The 17,765-nt window shown below is 47.5% G+C and carries 14 protein-coding genes and 1 riboswitch; of the genes, 4 read left to right on the top strand and 10 right to left on the bottom strand.

Annotated elements, in window-relative coordinates; all coding sequences use genetic code 11:
- Positions 1-165 precede the first annotated feature (165 nt).
- Both KIT90_RS06815 and KIT90_RS06810 read left to right on the top strand, forming a co-directional pair.
- Positions 166-2,745: a TRAP transporter permease gene (locus KIT90_RS06815; protein WP_285375965.1), complete on the top strand. Its 2,580-nt coding sequence runs from the start codon at positions 166-168 to the stop codon at positions 2,743-2,745.
- A gap of 45 nt (positions 2,746-2,790) precedes the next feature.
- A complete protein-coding gene (locus tag KIT90_RS06810; protein WP_005437370.1) occupies positions 2,791-3,228 on the top strand; it encodes a universal stress protein in 438 nt (145 codons plus the stop codon).
- A 94-nt stretch (positions 3,229-3,322) separates the two neighbouring features.
- Here the strand turns inward: KIT90_RS06810 and thiQ are convergent, their stop codons facing one another.
- The 5 genes from thiQ to mpl form a co-directional block, all read right to left on the bottom strand.
- Complete coding sequence (gene thiQ / locus KIT90_RS06805; RefSeq protein WP_285375963.1) at positions 3,323-4,027, bottom strand: thiamine ABC transporter ATP-binding protein; 705 nt, start codon at positions 4,025-4,027, stop codon at positions 3,323-3,325.
- Entirely contained in the window at positions 4,027-5,613 is a 1,587-nt protein-coding gene (gene thiP, locus KIT90_RS06800; RefSeq protein WP_285375961.1) for a thiamine/thiamine pyrophosphate ABC transporter permease ThiP, read from the bottom strand. The genes thiQ and thiP overlap by 1 nt, the downstream gene beginning before the upstream one ends.
- Positions 5,614-5,627: 14 nt before the next feature.
- On the bottom strand, positions 5,628-6,620 hold the full coding sequence (gene thiB / locus KIT90_RS06795; protein WP_285375959.1) for a thiamine ABC transporter substrate binding subunit: 993 nt from the start codon (positions 6,618-6,620) through the stop codon (positions 5,628-5,630).
- A 68-nt stretch (positions 6,621-6,688) separates the two neighbouring features.
- Positions 6,689-6,838: riboswitch (TPP riboswitch) on the bottom strand.
- Positions 6,839-6,870: 32 nt separating this feature from the next.
- On the bottom strand, positions 6,871-7,509 hold the full coding sequence (locus tag KIT90_RS06790; protein ID WP_005450501.1) for a flavin prenyltransferase UbiX: 639 nt from the start codon (positions 7,507-7,509) through the stop codon (positions 6,871-6,873).
- Positions 7,509-8,867 (bottom strand): UDP-N-acetylmuramate:L-alanyl-gamma-D-glutamyl-meso-diaminopimelate ligase, encoded by a 1,359-nt coding sequence (mpl, locus tag KIT90_RS06785; RefSeq protein ID WP_285375957.1) that lies wholly within the window; start codon positions 8,865-8,867, stop codon positions 7,509-7,511. Before mpl ends, KIT90_RS06790 begins: the two co-directional genes overlap by 1 nt.
- A gap of 313 nt (positions 8,868-9,180) precedes the next feature.
- Between mpl and fbp the strand changes: the two genes are divergently transcribed.
- Positions 9,181-10,197: a class 1 fructose-bisphosphatase gene (gene fbp / locus KIT90_RS06780; protein ID WP_005430527.1), complete on the top strand. Its 1,017-nt coding sequence runs from the start codon at positions 9,181-9,183 to the stop codon at positions 10,195-10,197.
- A 125-nt stretch (positions 10,198-10,322) separates the two neighbouring features.
- Entirely contained in the window at positions 10,323-10,853 is a 531-nt protein-coding gene (ppa, locus tag KIT90_RS06775) for an inorganic diphosphatase (RefSeq protein ID WP_285375955.1), read from the top strand.
- A gap of 65 nt (positions 10,854-10,918) precedes the next feature.
- Here ppa and KIT90_RS06770 read toward each other — a convergent pair whose 3' ends face one another.
- The 5 genes from KIT90_RS06770 to KIT90_RS06750 form a co-directional block, all read right to left on the bottom strand.
- Entirely contained in the window at positions 10,919-11,278 is a 360-nt protein-coding gene (locus KIT90_RS06770) for a DUF2799 domain-containing protein (RefSeq protein WP_009707810.1), read from the bottom strand.
- 23 nt (positions 11,279-11,301) lie between these two features.
- Complete coding sequence (locus KIT90_RS06765) at positions 11,302-11,640, bottom strand: DUF2799 domain-containing protein (RefSeq protein WP_020196538.1); 339 nt, start codon at positions 11,638-11,640, stop codon at positions 11,302-11,304.
- 64 nt (positions 11,641-11,704) lie between these two features.
- On the bottom strand, positions 11,705-12,052 hold the full coding sequence (locus KIT90_RS06760) for a gamma-glutamylcyclotransferase (RefSeq protein WP_005437357.1): 348 nt from the start codon (positions 12,050-12,052) through the stop codon (positions 11,705-11,707).
- Between the two features lie 32 nt (positions 12,053-12,084).
- Positions 12,085-16,011, bottom strand: coding sequence for a translocation/assembly module TamB domain-containing protein (locus tag KIT90_RS06755; RefSeq protein WP_285375953.1), 3,927 nt, complete (start codon positions 16,009-16,011; stop codon positions 12,085-12,087).
- Positions 16,008-17,720: an autotransporter assembly complex family protein gene (locus tag KIT90_RS06750; RefSeq protein WP_285375952.1), complete on the bottom strand. Its 1,713-nt coding sequence runs from the start codon at positions 17,718-17,720 to the stop codon at positions 16,008-16,010. The genes KIT90_RS06755 and KIT90_RS06750 overlap by 4 nt, the downstream gene beginning before the upstream one ends.
- Between the last annotated feature and the right edge of the window lie 45 nt (positions 17,721-17,765).

The following is a 17,765-nucleotide window of genomic DNA, read 5'->3' as shown; positions in this document are numbered from 1 at the left end:
CTAAGAAAAAGAAAACGCACTTTTCCATACCTATGAATCAATGGGTTGAAGGATTGTAGCGATTCACTCGAAAGCAAACTTCGCTCTATTCACTACACTGTTATAGCGAAGCGCGGTTCTCGATACACAATACAGACAGGACCATCAATAATAAGGAAAAAGTACATGGCGACGAACAACACTCCGTCACAAGATGTGCAAGAGATGGTGGCTCAGGCAGATACAGGTGCGCGTAGCCCAATGGGCATGCAAGGTCGAATCTTATGGTTCGTTCCGCTGTGCTGGTCGCTATTTCAATTATGGTATGCCTCTCCGCTACCATTTATTTTTAATTTTGGCGTACTCAACGACACTGAAGCGCGAGCAATTCATCTAACTTTTGCCACTTTTCTCGCTTTCACTGCTTACCCAGCAATGAAGAACTCTCCGCGTGATCGTATCCCACTCATCGACTGGATATTAGCGCTCGCGGGTAGCTTTGCCGCGGCTTACATTTATATTTTCTATACCGAGTTAGCAGGACGTTCCGGAGCACCTACGACGGTAGATATCGTCGTTTCGGTTACTGGTATGGTCTTGCTACTTGAAGCAACCCGCCGTGCATTAGGTCCACCGCTCATGGTGGTTGCAGCGGTATTCTTAACTTACACTTTTGCTGGCCCATATATGCCAGACGTCATTGCCCATAAAGGCGCTAGCTTAAACAAAGCTATGTCGCATCTATGGTTAACGACTGAGGGTGTATTTGGTGTTGCACTTGGCGTATCAACGTCTTTCGTATTCTTGTTCGTACTCTTCGGTGCGATGCTTGAACGTGCCGGTGCTGGCGCTTACTTCATTAAAGTGGCTTTCTCATTGCTTGGCCATATGAAGGGTGGTCCTGCAAAAGCCGCAGTTGTTGCGTCTGGTCTATCGGGTTTGGTTTCTGGCTCATCGATTGCCAACGTAGTAACGACGGGTACCTTTACCATTCCGTTGATGAAGCGAGTTGGCTTCCCTGGCACAAAAGCCGGTGCGGTAGAAGTTGCAGCCTCAACTAACGGTCAGCTTACACCACCGATCATGGGTGCAGCGGCCTTCCTAATGGTGGAATACGTTGGTATCTCTTACGTAGAGGTAATTAAAGCAGCCCTACTTCCTGCACTTATTTCCTACATCGCGCTGATTTACATCGTTCACCTTGAAGCATGTAAAGCTGGTATGACTGGTCTTCCTCGTCGCCATAACCCAACCATGCTACAAAGCCTATTGTCATTTACTGGTACCATTCTCGGCTTGTGCGTGATTAGCGCTTTGGTTTACTACGGTGTGGGATGGACGAAAGATGTCTTCGGTGATGCAGCAACGCCTATCGTAACCGTAGCACTACTCATTGCTTACATCGGTCTGGTGAAAATTTCAGCCAACCATGCCAAAGACGGCGCAATTGAAATTGATGCAGAACTCACTGAGGTTCCAGATCCGGGTCCGACGATTAAATCTGGCCTGCACTATCTGCTACCAATCGTTGTGCTGGTTTGGTGTTTAACCGTTGAGCGCTTCTCTCCGGGCCTATCAGCATTCTGGGCAACCGTATTCATGATCTTTATCTTGCTGACGCAACGCCCATTGATTGCTTTGCTATCAAAACAAGGTGACTTGGTTGAGCAAACGAAAGATGGCTTTATCGACCTCGCAGAGAGCTTGGTATCTGGTGCACGAAACATGATTGGCATCGGTGTGGCAACGGCTGCTGCCGGTACGGTAGTTGGTGTAGTAACACTAACCGGTATTGGTCTGGTGATGACAGACTTCGTCGAGTTCATCTCTGGTGGCAGCATCATCCTAATGCTGTTGTTTACTGCAGTGATCAGCTTGATCCTTGGTATGGGCCTGCCAACGACGGCAAACTACATCGTGGTATCAACTCTGATGGCTCCAGTTATCGTAACTCTGGGTGCAGCTCATGGCTTGATCATCCCATTGATTGCGGTGCACTTGTTCGTGTTCTATTTCGGTATTCTAGCTGATGATACCCCTCCGGTAGGTTTGGCAGCCTTTGCGGCGGCAGCTATTGCTAAGTCCGACCCAATTCGAACGGGTATTCAAGGCTTTACCTACGATATTCGAACCGCAATTCTGCCATTCATGTTCGTCTTCAACACTCAGCTCTTGTTGATGGGTATCGACACTTGGTGGCACCTTGCTCTCACCGTGATTTCCTCAATCATTGCGATGTTGATCTTCTCAGCCGCTACGCAAGGTTGGTGGTTTACACGTAACAAGTGGTGGGAAACCATCTTGTTGCTTGTACTGACGTTCTCTTTCTTCCGTCCAGGATTCTGGTGGGACATGATCTACCCTGCAAAAGTTCTTTCCCCTGGGGTTGAGATAGCTCAAATCACTGAAGGGCTAAATGTAGGAGAATCCATTGAGCTACGAGTCGCAGGTGAAAACCTAGAAGGTGACTACGTAGAGAAAACGGTACGTCTTCCGTTCGAAGATAAAGCAAAAACTGCAGAAGAGCGCATCTCTTCTATGGGCCTAATGCTAACCGAGAACGACGGCAAAATGATCGTAGACATGGTCGAGTTTGGTAGTCCGGCAGAATCGTCTGGCGTCGACTTCGACTGGGAGATCAAATGGATTGTTCAAGACGCTGAGCGCCCAATGAAAGAATGGGTATTTGTGCCTTGCTTAATGATCTTGCTGGTACTTGCCATGAACCAAAAACGTCGTGCTCGTAGGGAACAGTTGAGCGCATAACCGATTAGGCCCCGAGGACAAAGGGGCCATGATGAGAGACACTGAATGTATAAACAAATTCTTGTTCCGGTTGATCTAAATGACCAAGGCTTCTCTGACAGAGCTGTTGAGCTGGCTGTTTGGCAAGCAAAACAAGCCAACGCGGAAGTTCACTTACTGACTGTACTGCCTGGTATTCATATGTCGATGGTCGCAACTTACTTCCCGAAAGATGCGGCAGCAAAGATGAAGCAAGACGTGAAGCAACAACTCAAAACGTTTGCTGACCAGCACATCGATGATGAAGTGATTTACAAAGTACACGTTGCAGAAGGCAAAGCGTATGCAACCATCCTTGATTACGCTGAGCGCTTAGGTGCCGATCTTATCATCATGCCAAGCCACAAACGCTCAAAGATCAACAAAGTGATGTTGGGCTCTGTAGCGAGCAAAGTGGTAGAGAATTCACCAATCAATGTGATGGTAGTGAAGCCACAAGGCTAACGTACTCATTCAAACTCCCAAAACTAAAAAAGGTTGATGCGAGCATCAACCTTTTGTTTTTCTCTCGCCTTATTCATCCAAGATAAACGGCGCTCTACCCTGCCGCTCGCACAAACGCTGTTAAAACATCGCTAGAGTGCGATACTGCCAATTCATCAATGTCACCTGACGCTTCGACCTGACCACCAGCGACAAAAGCAAAATGACTCGCAATCGCTCTTGCATCGCTCAAGTGGTGCGTCACCATTAACACGGTAATACCACGATCAGTCGCAAGCTGTTTCACTAATGTCAGCATCTCTTCACGCAGCACGGGATCAAGTGCAGAGAAAGGCTCATCGAGTAGCCACATCGGATGCGGCTGAACAAAGCAACGTGCGAGTGCCACACGCTGGCGCTGACCACCAGAAAGGTGTTCAGGTAAGCGATCTAAATACTCAGCAACGCCGACTTGCTTGGCTGCTTGCTCGACAAGAAGCTTTTGGTCTGCAGTAAGCTTTAACCCCGGATGCAACCCTAGACCAATGTTGTCCCTTACTGACAGGTGAGCAAATAGATTGTGTTCTTGGAACAGCATTGAAAACGGGCGCTGGTACGGCTCTTTACTCACGATAGATGTGCCATCAACCAAGATATCGCCTAGGTCAGGATTAATGAATCCAGCGACCAAAGCGAGCAACGTTGATTTACCTGCACCGCTCGGTCCCATCAGCGACACAATTTGTCCGCGCTTAATCTCTAAATCAAAGCGAAATAGCTCACGTTGATAGGTGTACTGAACCTCATCCAACACTAACATTATGCTTTCCCCTTTGTTTTTAATACTTTTTCAATCACAGCAAAGCAGCCTACGCTGAGTAATAGCAAGGTAACCGACACAACCGCTGCTGCATCCATTTGATAACTGCCGAGCAGTTGGAATAGGTACAGCGGTAAAGTTCTAAACTCTTGCCCGCCAAACAAGGCAATCGCACTTAAGTCACCAATCGCAAACATAAAGCTGATAGCAAAAGCATGTGCAAACGGCTTACGCAATGCTTGCCATTCCACGACTCTAAATCGTTGCCAACCACGCATGCCTAAACTGGCGCACACGTACTGATATTGCTGCTCAATGTGCAACATAGGTTGAGATAAAGTCTTAATGACGTAAGGCAATGCCATCAAGCCATTAACCAAAATAACGACAAAAAACGCTAAGCTGAATACATCGGTAAACGAACGCAGCAGTAAAAACAGTCCGGTGCTAATCACCAAACCTGGCGTCACTAAAATGATGGTTCCGATAAGCTCAATTTGATCGGCGCGAGTATTTTTATACTGCAATCGCCAACGTCGACTGGTCAGCAAAATCGATACGCCTGCTGCAACGGCAAGAGAGCTCGCCAGTACTGCAACTTTGAGTGAATTAAACAGTGCTGACCAAAAACGCTCATCGGTCAGTACCGACCAAACTTGCTGGTTGATACCACTAAACACCACCATCACAAGCGGCGGTATGACTAGTAAAAAGGCACCTATGATCCAAAAGCTATCCCAAGCTTTTGACCACCTATGATCCTTCGTTAAATATTGCTGTGCCGATGTGCTGCCAGCGCTTACTGAGACTGGCTTCGTCAACTTCTGTACGGCAATCGCTAACAAGCCACATAATAGCATTTGCCACAGTGCCAAAAGCGCCCCGGCCTGCAGATCAAAATCAAACTTAATCGCCTGATAAATGGCGAGTTCAATGGTGGTCGATTTCGGACCGCCGCCTAACGCCATCACGGTGGCAAAACTGGTAAAGCAAAGCATAAACACCAAGCCGCTTACGTGCGGCAATTGCTGCCTTAGGCGTGGCCATTCCACCCAACGAAACTTGTCCCAATGACTCATTCCAAGGTGTGCACACAGTTTATGTTGTTCTGCAGGTATCGACTCTAATGCCTGCAAAAGGAGTCGCGCTGCATAAGGCATATTGAAGAACACATGCGCAAGTAAAATACCGTTCAGACCATAGATGGAAAACGGCAGCTCAGCGTCGATACTTTTTAGCCATTGCGCTAATAAGCCGCTGTTACCGTAAATCGCCAATAAGCCAAATACACCAACCAACACAGGCAGAACTAAGGTAGATGCAAACAACTTGAGTAATAGAGACTTCCCCAAGAACTCACGTCGAGAAAGTGCATGAGCTACAGGAATAGCAAAGCCAACACTCAATAGTGTAGAAAGGAAAGCTTGGTAGAAGCTGAACTTGGTGACGTGCTGATAGTATGGGTCTCCCCACACCATAGACACATCAAGTGAAGGCGCTTGGACAATCAAAGCACCAAGGGCAGAAATAACAAAGGTCGCGATAATCATCGCGACCCCTAACCCTATTTTCGGAACAGAATTCAAAAGTAGAACCTATATTAGAACGTCAATGCGCTTTGCCACTCGCGAATCCAAGTCTTGCGCATTTTCGCGACTTCGTCTGCACTAAAGCTAAGTGGTTTGCTTGGTACGCTCAGCGTTTCAAAACCTTTTGGCAACTCAACGTCAGTCACTGGGTACATCCAGTTACCAGTTGGCATCGCAGATTGGAACTCATCACTCAAAATAAAGTTCATGAACTCATCTGCTAGCTCAGCATTCTTTGAGCCTTTCACCTTAGCCGCCACTTCCACTTGCATGTAGTGCCCTTCGGCAAAATCTACGCTTGCGTATTTCGCGTCATCTTCTGCAATCAAATGGTACGCGGGAGAGGTCGTGTAAGACAGCACTAAATCTGACTCACCGTTCAAGAACATCGAGTAAGCTTCTGACCAGCCTTTCGTAACCGTAACTGTTTTCGTTGCCAGTTGCTTCCACGCTTGAGTCGCATCGTCGCCATAGATGGACTTCATCCACAACATCAAACCTTGTCCCGGCGTCGAAGTACGAGGGTCTTGGTAAATCACTTTCAGATCATCACGCTCTTCCACCAGCTCTTTCATGCTCTTTGGAGGGTTCGCCAACTTCTCCTTGTTGTACACAAACGCAAAGTAGCCGTAATCGTACGGTACGAAGGTCTTATCGTCCCAACCGTTAGGCAAGGTCGTCTTCGATGTATCAACGTTGTGCTCAGCCAGAAGCCCCGTCTTTTTCGCTTCCGCCATCAGGTTATTATCCAAACCTAACACGATATCCGCTTTGCTGTTGTTCCCTTCCAAGCGAAGGCGGTTAAGGATTGAAACACCGTCATCCAGAGCAACGAAATTAACGTCGCAACCGCATTTGGCTTCGAACGCTTTTTCAACTTTAGGACCAGGTCCCCAATCGGCAGCGAAAGAGTCGTAAGTGTAGACAGTTAGGGTGTTTTCAGCGGCAAACGCTGAAGTAGAAGTGATGGTTGCAAGGGCAATCAGACTAAGAGTGGTTTTCACTGCTCGCTCTCCATTTGCATTATTAACATGAGTTGAGCGGCACAGGGTTGAGGCGGTATTTAGGACTTCCAATATCCAGACTCAATTCCTACGCCAGCATTATCTGGTTCAGGTAATACGGGTCCCTGTCTGCTCAACAATGTTAAACAATTAGGTCTCAGCGCCCCTTGGCATTGATAAGGTCAATACCTGATGGGTTTGCTCCCCGATGAGTTGGATGGATTGTAAAGGTCTTTTATTGATTACACAATCAACGTTGGTCATAACCCCAACGTGGCACCAAGCCTTGCTCAATACCGAGGTGATCGAGAATTCTTGCCACCATAAAGTCAACCAAGTCTTCAATGCTCTTAGGCTGATGATAGAAGCCCGGTGCTGCCGGCATAATGGTGACGCCCATTTGCGAGAGCTTGTGCATGTTTTCAAGATGCAGTGTTGAGAAAGGCGTTTCACGCACCACAAGCAGCAACTGTCCGCGCTCTTTCATTACCACATCAGCAGCACGCTCAATCAAGTTATCCGACATGCCGTGTGCAATGGCCGCGACACTGCCGGCAGAACATGGACACACCACCATTTGCTTTGGTGCCGCAGAACCAGAGGCCACTGGCGAGAACCAGTCGTCTTTACCACAAACGGTGATGTTATCTGGATTACAGTTGAGATGTTCAACTAACGCCTTTTGCGCCGCTTCAGGGCCGCTTGGTAGTTTCAGGTCATGTTCGGTCGCCATTACCACTCGCGCAGCCGAAGAGATCAGCACATACACGTGGTAATCAGCGGCAACAAGACATTCAAGAAGACGGAGCCCATACGGGGCACCAGAGGCGCCCGTTAGTGCTAATGTGATGGCTTTTTTAGGGGTTACTTTTTGCTGCATAGATGTCATTAAGCTTTTTGTTTCAGTTGTTCTAGAAGCTTGCCGTGGATACCACCAAAGCCACCATTACTCATTACGAGGATTTGGTCACCCGGCTGTGCTTGTTCTACGATTTTTGCGACAAAGCTGTCCATCTCTGCATCCACAAAAGCAGGTTGTTTACATTGGTCGGCAATCTCTTGTACCGACCAATCAATGTTGTCTGGTTGGAAGAGGAACACCTCATCAGCACTTCGCAGAGAAGCCGCCAAAGTATTCTTATGAACACCGCGCTTCATCGTCGCAGAGCGTGGCTCCAAAACGGCAAGAATGCGCTTTTCGCCAACTTTGTTACGTAAACCACCTAGAGTCAGTTCAATCGCCGTCGGATGATGAGCAAAATCGTCGTAAACCGTCACTCCCTGCTCTTCACCTTTCAGCTCTAAGCGACGTTTGGTATTGATAAAGCGACCTAAAGCCTGACAGGCTAACTCAGGAGCGACACCAACATGACGCGCAGCAGCAATAGCCATCAAAGCGTTATCCACGTTGTGGTCACCAACAAGGTCCCAATCTACGACGCCCACTTTCTCGCCTTGCAACGACACTTCAAATTTAGAACCATCAACAACCAGTTTGTGTGCTTGCCAATCACCATCAACACCAGAGAACTGCTTTTCTGTCCAGCAACCGCGCTCGATCACGTCTTGCAACGACTGATCTTGCTTCGGTGCAAGGATCAAACCGTTCCCCGGAACAGTACGCACTAAGTGGTGGAATTGACGTTTAATCGCTTCAAGATCGTCGAAGATGTCTGCATGATCAAATTCAAGGTTATTCATGATCAATGTGCGTGGGTGGTAGTGAACAAACTTAGATCGTTTATCGAAAAAAGCACTGTCGTATTCGTCCGCTTCAACGACGAAAAACATGCTTTCACCCAAGCGTGCCGACACACCAAAGTTACCCAATACACCACCGACAAGGAAACCAGGCTGGTAGCCACAGTCTTCTAAGATCCAAGCTAGCATGCTTGAAGTGGTGGTTTTGCCATGAGTACCCGATACCGCCAGAACCCAGCGATCGTGCAATAAGAACTCTTGTAACCACTGTGGGCCCGAGGTGTAACGCATATTGGTATTCAGCACATGTTCAACACATGGGTTACCACGGCTCATTGCGTTACCAATCACCACAAGATCAGGTTGAGGGTCAAGCTGAGAAGGGTCAAAGCCTTCAATAATTTCAATACCTTGAGACTCCAACAGGGTGCTCATTGGTGGATAAACGTTGGCATCCGAACCCGTCACTTTATGACCTAGCTGACGCGCTAAAATTGCCGCACCGCCCATAAACGTGCCGCAGATACCCAAGATATGAATGTGCATAAACTTAACCTTGTAATGCTTTCTTTAATCCTTTCATTATCGTGATAACCACCAGAAAAGCGAGTGCCTTTCGCCCTGTTCGTGCAGTCTCTTTCACAAATCTGACAGGGCTTAGTACTGACTGACCAAGCATTAACCAAGTGACAGACTTCTTATGCAATAAGACAAATAAATTGAGATCTCAGTCGGTTACTTCATTACCATTAATAAGATCCGCGTCATAAACTTACATCTAGCGCAATCGTTTAACATCCATAAAGAGATGACCCATTGCGCGACACCCCCAACGAAATGAAAAATGTAAGGATAAACCATGTCAGGACTGCGCACCCTAGGCGAATTCATTGTTGAGAAACAAGCGGATTTCCCCCACGCTAGCGGTGATCTTTCATCTCTCTTAGCTTCCATTCGTTTAGCTGCCAAAATTGTTAACCGCGAAATCAACGCGGCAGGTCTTGGTGATATCACCGGCGCTGTAGGTACGGAAAACGTGCAAGGCGAAGATCAGCAAAAGCTTGATGTATACGCGAACGACAAGTTCAAAGCAGCACTTGAAGCACGTGACCAAGTGTGTGGCGTTGCAAGTGAAGAAGAAGATGAAGCGGTTGCGTTCAACAAAGAACTCAACCAAAACGCAAAGTACGTTGTACTAATGGACCCACTCGATGGCTCATCAAACATCGATGTGAACGTATCAGTCGGTACGATTTTCTCTATTTACCGTCGAGTTTCTCCTATTGGTACCCCGCCAACAGAAGAAGACTTCCTACAGCCTGGTCACAAACAAGTGGCGGCGGGCTACGTGATTTACGGCTCATCTACTATGTTGGTTTACACCACTGGTAATGGCGTAAACGGCTTCACTTACGACCCATCGATTGGCAGCTTCTGTCTTTCTCATGAAAACATGATGATCCCAGAAGATGGCAAGATCTACTCGATCAACGAAGGTAACTACATCCGCTTCCCGCAGGGCGTGAAGAAGTACATCAAGTACTGCCAGGAGAATGTGCCGGAAGATGGTCGCCCATACACATCTCGCTACATCGGCTCACTGGTGGCTGACTTCCATCGTAACCTGCTTAAAGGCGGCATCTACTTATACCCAAGTACGCAAAGCCACCCTCAAGGCAAGCTGCGCTTGTTGTACGAGTGCAACCCAATGGCATTCTTAATTGAGCAAGCTGGCGGTCTGGCGTCTGACGGTGTAAACCGCATTATGGATTTGAAACCGACCGAACTGCACCAACGTGTGCCTTTCTTTGTGGGTTCAAAGAACATGGTCAACAAGGTCGAAGAGTTTCTTGAGCTGAATCGCGAAGAAGACTAATTTCAGACCTTTGTCCAACGCGGCAGGTGTTTACCTGCCGCGTTTTTGTCGTTAAAGTGAACTGCGTAAATGTTAGCCAGATTAAGCCTCTAAACGCTTAATCCTCAATGAAAAGGAATATTCAAATGAGCTTAAACAACGTACCAGCAGGTAAATCACTGCCTGACGATATCTATGTCGTTATCGAAATCCCTGCTAACGCAGATCCAATCAAATACGAAGTAGATAAAGACACTGGTGCTGTATTTGTCGACCGTTTCATGTCTGCGCCAATGTTCTACCCATGTAACTACGGCTACGTGAACGACACCCTTTCTCTAGATGGTGACCCAGTGGACGTACTGGTGCCGACTCCTTACCCATTGATGCCAGGTTCTGTGATTCGTTGTCGCCCAGTTGGCGTATTGAAGATGACGGATGAATCGGGTGAAGATGCGAAAGTCTTCGCTGTGCCGCATTCTAAAATCTCGAAAGAGTACGAAGGCATTCAAGATGTGGACGATATTCCAGAGCTACTCAAAGCCCAAATCACACAGTTTTTTGAACGTTACAAAGAGCTTGAAGCAGGTAAGTGGGTGAAAGTGGATGGTTGGGCAGATGTTGCTGCAGCGAGAGCAGAAATCCTAGAATCTTACGAGCGTGCGCAAAGCAAATAACCGCGAACGTTAAAAAGAGAAAGAGCTGCACACAGGCAGCTCTTTTTTGTTTTCACGATATATCGTTAGTAACCACCAGCCGTCGATAGCCTGCCTGATTCATAATCGTTTTGAAAAAATGGATCAACGTCATCGCAGATGCCAAAGTAAGGCGCGCCCTGTACGCCAAGAATGTAAGCACTTTGCTCACAATATTCTTGTTTACCTTCTTGATAGCCAGTTTTGTATGCCGTGATGAGTTCAGGAGTAGCACGATTAGTGTCGTCTAGCTTGGCGATGCGCTCTTCCGATAACTCAATCGCTCCGTCTAACGCTGATTGCTTACCGAAAGCCTGCCAGTCTGTCACGCTCACAGAGGTTGGTAACGTTGTCTGAGCACAAGCGTTGAGGAAAAGTAACATAGCGCCGACCACGAATAATCTCATAATCACTCCTTACTGATTGCTTGCTAGTAACGTTTACTGCCCTTCGCTGTGCGACCCAACTCGTATTCACGACGGAATCGGTCGTCTAGGTCATCACAGATACCACGGTAGTAACGCCTACTTTCACCGAGTGTAAAAGCGTCTTGAGCGCAGTAATTAGCTCGACCACTTTCGTAACCATTACTGTAAGCCATGTATAGCTCATCGTCTTTATTGAACTCTTGCATAGACAGTTTGGTATCGCCTGCTTCTGCACGCTGCATACCATATTGCTTCCATTCCATGCTGTCGTTGCCACTAGGTGGCGCGGTATTTGAACAACCGACCAGTAGCAGCAGTATGATTGGTGAAAGATATTTCATCGCAGACCTCCCAAGTCTTTGTTGTATATATCGTCAATGCATACGTTACTGGTCTAAGTATAGTTCACACCCGTTGGCACCAATCGCCAGATGCTATCTCTTCCGTAAGTTGTTCTGTGTCTTGATATAAGTAGATCCAAGCTTGGCCAAATGGCGTCGCAATGGTTTCTCTTCGATACTCAACCGGCACATCTTCAAGCTTATCTAGCTCAACCAAGGTGTCATTATCAATCAAGTACACTTCGCCTTGTATAACTTGCTGCCCCGTCGACAAAGCGGGGTAAGGCCCCAAGTCATAAAGCGCGAACTGGGCATCGGTTTGATGATGCCCAAGAAATTCGGCAGTACTCAAAAAGTGATGGTTGTGCTCTCCTTTGCGCAAGGTGCCATACACAAAAACCAAATGCTGCATAACCACTCCTTAGTTAGGTTTAAAAGCTAAGCTTAGTTGAATTCAAATTGGTAAAGCAGATCAACTGCACTATCGACACCGGATACCGCTTCTAAGTACAAATCTTTCATCAAACGGTAACGAACGGTGAATTCACCTAAAGAGGTAAAGATACCCACGCCGTATTTGACTTGAAGACCCGGCAGAATGTAACCACTCACCGTCACCTGAGAATCATCACCCGAACCTGCCGTATCTAATTGCAGGTCTTGTACACCAAAGGCTTCACCGATTTCACCCACGACTTTACCGCTCTTCGCCAAGCTGAGACCGATCAAGGTTGTGGTCATCGCGTTACCGCCCGACTCCGCATCGATATCTTGACCACGCAATAGGTAAGACAGCGCGTTTGCTTGTGGCATTGCAGGATCCGAGAAGATTTCTACTGTTGGATCACTCGCAGGTCCCGTCACTCGAACACCTGCCGTCACATCATCTTGCGTGTTGTCTGGGTTACGAATCGCTTTAATCGATACGTAAGGCTGATCCGCGGGACCATTCATCATGATCTTACCTTCTTCAATCACCAAGTCTTGGCCGAATGAACGGTAAGAACCGTCGACGATATTCACTTCACCGACAATGAATGGACCTTTGTCTTTTTGCGTCACGTTCAGGTTACCTTGCAAGTCGCCTTTTAGGCCAAATGCAGATAACTGGAAGTCATCGCCAATCTTAATGTTGATGTCGGTTTCGACATTAAACGGCAGCGCTGGCTCACCATCGACCGGCTGCATGTCTTTGTTCAAAATAACAGTATCGCTCGAGACACCAACTGCGCTTGGCGGCAATTCATCCACCAAAATACGACCCCATGGTAGATTGATATTACCTTCGACCTTAGCAAGCTTCGGTGTGACATCAATGGTCATATCTGGCTCGACCTTGATTCGCACCATCGGCGGCATATCAACTTTTAGCTCTTTAGCAAACACACGAGCTTTGGTGTGCCAGTTTTCTAGATCGCGCCAATCTGCATCACCGTTAATTTCCAACTTGCCATCTGGCGTAATAATGCCAGCGTCTAAATCCGCTTGGTGACCTTTAAAGTTAATCGCGACTTGGCCAGAGTTGATATCGATTGGCGTCACTTCACCTTGCAGCTTCATTTGGTCAATCAAGAATTGGCCGTTGACCTTCGGATGCATCACATCACCCGAAAGAGCCAGATCCGTATTCATGTTCGCTTTGAACAAGCTGTATTCACCAATCAGCGGGGCTAAGAAATCGAGATGGAACGTCGATAGCGACACTTTACCATCGATAGTTGGCTTTTCTGAAGAAACATCATTCAACGCTACCTTACCGGATAAATCACCGTTGTCTGTAACGTCAAGTAGCCACTCGGCATCTAACTTATCCTGAGCCAATTTTGCTTTGAGGCTCACACTTTCCCAACCGACCTTGATTGGTTGCTCTAGCGTTTGCTCAACCTGACCTTTTGGCATATCCACATTCACCGTGACTTCCGGCTTCATGTCTGGTGCCCATTTCGCAAACGCGTTCGCATTCACCGAACCTTGCAGTTTGGTTTCTGGCGGTAAGAATTGTTTGATTTGGTCAAAGTCAAAGTTGGTGATGGCTAACTTCGCTTCGCCGCTCTTACCAACGCTGATGTCCTCACTCAAACACACGCTCGACTTAGACTGCAACCAACAGTGCGCTTGTACATCAGCCACTTGTTTGTCGATGTTCACTTTCACTGCCGTCGATTTCTGCAGTGCCCAAGGGCCTTGTGGTGTGCTTAGCGTGAGTCGGCGCAATGCACCATCCCAGATCATTTCAGGTTTCTGCTTAAACGTACCTTCAATTTCTAAGCTGCTTGAAACGATGTCTGATACCACATCCAATGTCAGTTGATGCAGTTTCTCATCACCCGTCACTTCAAGATCTGCGCTGTCGATTTTGATGTCATCGTAAGTGATGTTTTTCGCAATCAAACTCACATCAGCTTTCGGCGCAGGCAGAGGTGTCACGTCGCCCTTCAGGGTAATCGTCTCGACCTTCGCTTGCTGTTGCCAATTCACTTGGTTAAGCGCGAGATCTAAGTTGATGTCTGGCTGTTTCAGGCTACCGCGAAGTGCGATATTACCATTCATATTACCGCCAAGATCCGGCACACTTTTCGCGAAATCAGGGAAGTTAACCTCAACATCCATTAAGATTTGCTTGTCGATCTTACCTTTCGCTCGCAATGAGTTAGGGCCATGAGACAAGGCTAAACCTTGAGTGTTCAGTTGAATGTCTTCGCCTTTACCATTCTTGTCCGCGGCATCTAATTGGCCTTCAATGTTTAACGGGTAACCACGTAGAATACCGTCGATGTCCAGTTTAGGCAGACTCACTTGCCAGCCACCTTGATCGGTCAGTGAGCCTGAAGTCGATAGACTACCGCTGATATCACCTTCGGCTTCTGGCCACTGTAAACCAGGTTGAATGTTCTTCAGGTTCAGATCGGCTTTCCAGTTGATTGGCGCCGCCCAGTTAGCCATGACCTTACCCGCTAACTCACCACCTAGCGTTTTGACTACGATGCTGTCTAAATCAATCTGCTCAAGCGTACCTTTGCCGTTCAGCGCCACATCGACTGCTGGGATATCTTTACCCGATGCCTTCGTTTCTAGCGCAACGGTGTAGCCATCTAGTGAGCCTTTCGTCTCTAAACTCGGCACAGAGACTTGATAGTCACTTTTTCCACTTAATGGCCATTGTGCTTCGACATCTTTCAGTTTGATATCAAATGGTAACTCAGATTTAAGCGGTTGAACTCGGCCTTCAATCTTGGCTTTAACCAGATCAGAAAGCGTTGCTTGTAATGACAAATCTCCCACAGAACCAGAAGCAGATAACGATAACTTCTGGCCTTTCACGTCCGCTTGTTTAACCAAGGCATCAATCTGCGCTTGAATTGGGTAATCAGCCGATAAAGTCACTTGCGTACTTAGCTGACCTTCTACTTCCGGCATATCAAGCTCAAGCGTTTTAACATCGACTTTATCACCGCCTGCCGTTGCTTCTAGTCCTAAGTGATGAACGATAACCGGCGTGTCACCAGACAATTTAAAGTCATGAATATCAAGACGCTGCGCGTCGATGGTCAGTGGAATCCATACCTCTGGTAAAACAATACCTTCAGGCTCAGCTTCTGCCGTCGCTTGGGGCTGTGTCTTATCTTGTTGTTTTGCAGCAACCTCTTGAGTTGAGGCTTGTTCTGATGGTTGCGTTTTTTCTGTCGCTTCAGATGCCGTATTTGCCGACTGCTGAGCCACCTTGGTTTGTGGCTCGCCTTTCTCGGCTGCAGCTTTGGTCTCTGGTGCTTGTGCAGATTGCTCTTCTGTCACTTCTTCACTTGGTGCAAGAGCCACATTGATGGCTTTCAATGCCGTTGGTGCAATGACTAAACGGTCACCTTGCATCGACAACGCCGTCGAGAAATCTTGCCAATCAATTTTGTTTCCTAAGATGTTTAGATTGATGTCGTTAAAGCTGACTTTATTAACAAAGATCGGCACAGGAGTGCTGATGGAACGCAGCGGCGGGGTTTCTTCTTCCGGCTCTTCACTTGCAGGAGGCAACTCCGGCATTTGGAAGTTCACACCTTGCAGAGCCAGCTCATCCACACACACTTTCGGATCAAAGAAACAACGGAAGTTGATCGCGAGCGTTAAGCTCTCAACCTTTGCATCAACATTCAACGACTCGTCAACAAAGCTAACGTTGCGTAAAGCAAATCGAGGGAACAATGAACCTTGAATTTGCTCAACTTTAAGTTGTGGTAAAGCTTTCTCTGCGCCCCAAAGCGCCAACTTTAAACCTGGATGCGTAAATAGAATGGTGCCGACGAAGATCGCCAGCAAAAGAATTAGACTCAGCAGACCGATTGAGAACCATTTCGTCCACTTCAAGGTTGTTTTCATCATAGCTCAGGCCCCAATGAGAAGTGGATGCGGAATTCAGGATCTGGCTCAGAGTCTAGACCCCAAGCAAAGTCAAAGCTGACCGGACCAACTGGAGATGCCCAGCGAATGCCCACACCCGCGCCCGATTTCCAGACTGGGGTTTCATTAAATGCGTCACCGATATCGTAGAAGACTGCGCCCCACCAGTTACCAGTTACGCGATATTGATACTCGAGCGTACTGGTTACCATGTACTTCGCACCAGTCAATGCCCCACTTGCATCTGTTGGCGAGATAGACTCATAACCATAACCACGAATGTTGTTGTCACCACCGGCGAAGAAACGCAGCGATGGCGATAGCTTTTCAAATTCATCTGTGATGTTGGCACCACCTTCTAGGCGGAATAAGCCACGGTGGTTCTGACCAATCCCACGAATCCAAGACGTACGACCCAGAAGACGAAGAACGCGCGTCTCAGACAACAATGCAGGGTCGCCGTATTCAACGGTCACACTCTGCTTATCACCCCACATCGGCATGTTGCCGCCACGAGTTCGTGTACGAGAGAACGATGCACCCGGCAGAACAAATTGCACACCATCTTCTTGCAAACCTTGCGAGAAGTTTTCGTACAAGTGGCGAACGTACAGAGTCTTGTGCCAACCACCATCAGTGATCCAGTGACGTTCTACCGCAAGATTCGATTCCAAACTCTCCGTATCGCGGTTATCAAGGTGCTTCAAACCGAACTGGAGTTGGTAGTACTCATGCAATACATCATCGAGTGGGATTTTGTAACCCGCTGTAATGGTTTGTTCTGGTTTCGATAGAGAAAGGGCGGTATCAAAACTGTGGCCACGAGCGCTTACCCATGGTTTTTTCCATTTCAGCGTACCGCGCACACCGGTATCGGTAGAGTAACCAATACCCGTCTCCAATTGGTTTTTCGCAGCAGGAGCAAGAGAGACTTTGATTGGCAAGTCACGACCGTCATCCAACTTACTCAGATCCGGCTCGACAAAAACCGAAGAGAACCAATCGGTGTTCGATAGGTTTTGGTTGTATTCACCCACTTCGGAAACCAAGTAAGGCTCACCAGTTTTAAATGGACGCAGAGAGTCCACTCGATCTTCCCAGATCTGACTGCCCAGAATTTCAACCGTACCAAAGTGATAGCGAATACCACTGTCATAATGCAAACGAACATTCGCTTCGTTTAGCTCTGGTACAATTTCTAGACGGCTCAGCTTAAAGTCACCATTAAAGTAACCGCGTTGCAGCGCTAAGTTGCGAATTCCCGATTTCAAAGCGTCATATTCCCCTTGATTGAGGATACGACCTTCTTTCAATCGTGATTTATTGATGAGATTCGTGAACTCTTCATCTTTCTCGGCTTCACCCGAAATCACCACGTCCATCATTTTTATTCTGACCGGCTCGCCAGGTTTGACGTTGACGATCAGTTCATCATTATCTTTCGTAATAGTGTATGAAATTTTCGCATGATAATAGCCGAGCGCATTCAACGCTTCAGTGATACTTTGTTCCAATCGCGCCTGAAAGCGCAAAGACGTAGAGTAGTCGTCTTCGGGAATTGAAGACAAATAAGCGTTCACATTATCTTCTAGCGCGCCATCGATGCCCTTGATCGTCAGGGAAACATCGGCGTAAGCGCTATGAGAAAAGGCAAGGAGGCTAGCAATTATCGGGGTAGCTTTTCTTATCATGCTTTTTAGCTGGACGAGGTTAAATAAACGTAAACAATAATAACG

This window comes from Vibrio sp. B172a, assembly GCF_030248355.1.
In the GTDB taxonomy this organism is placed as follows: domain Bacteria; phylum Pseudomonadota; class Gammaproteobacteria; order Enterobacterales; family Vibrionaceae; genus Vibrio; species Vibrio owensii.
The sequence above is the reverse complement of the archived record's forward strand: the minus strand, read 5'-3'. Positions and strand labels throughout refer to the sequence as shown.